This window comes from Streptomyces sp. AC627_RSS907 (genome assembly GCF_019049165.1).
In genome coordinates this window covers 1-618 of the sequence record NZ_JAGMUE010001421.1, presented here as the reverse complement: position 1 = coordinate 618, position 618 = coordinate 1, and the positions used below count along the sequence as shown (strand labels likewise).

General features: G+C 69.9%; 1 protein-coding gene. It reads left to right on the top strand.

Annotation, left to right across the window (positions count from 1 at the left end; translation table 11 throughout):
- Positions 1–176: 176 nt before the first annotated feature.
- Positions 177–618, top strand: a 442-nt coding sequence (locus KUM32_RS42230; protein ID WP_217146890.1) for a MerR family transcriptional regulator, incomplete at its 3' end; no start/stop codon positions are given.

Here is a 618-nt window from a genome sequence, read left to right as displayed (position 1 = left end):
CCACCCGCCGGTTCGGGTTCGGCCGGCCGGCCCGGTCGGCCCGGCGGGGGAGGCCGGGGTGCTCGACCGGCCCTCGGGCAATGACTTCGCAATATCGGCGCTTGCTTGGAGTGCACTCCAACTCTCTAGCGTTGAAGACGCCGCGAGGGACAGGCAACCTGCGAAGGGTGGACGGCATGACCGTGACGGACAGCGCATACGCCACGACGGCTCCCGCAGCCGCGGTGACGACGTGTGCGCAGCCGCTGGTACATCCACGGCCGACCGGCCAGGACCGCTACACGATCAGCGAGGTCGTCGCCGCGACCGGGCTCAGCGCGCACACGCTGCGCTGGTACGAGCGGATCGGCCTGATGCCACACGTGGACCGGTCGCACACCGGCCAGCGCCGCTACAGCAACCGGGACCTGAACTGGCTCGACCTGGTCGGCAAGCTCCGACTGACCGGCATGCCGGTCGCGGACATGGTCCGCTACGCCGAACTGGTCCGCGCCGGCGAGCACACCTTCCCCGAACGCGAGGAACTGCTCACCGCGCACCGGGAGGACGTACGGCGCCGCATCGCCGAACTGCAGGGCACCCTCGCGATCCTCGACCACAAGATCGACATCTACGCTG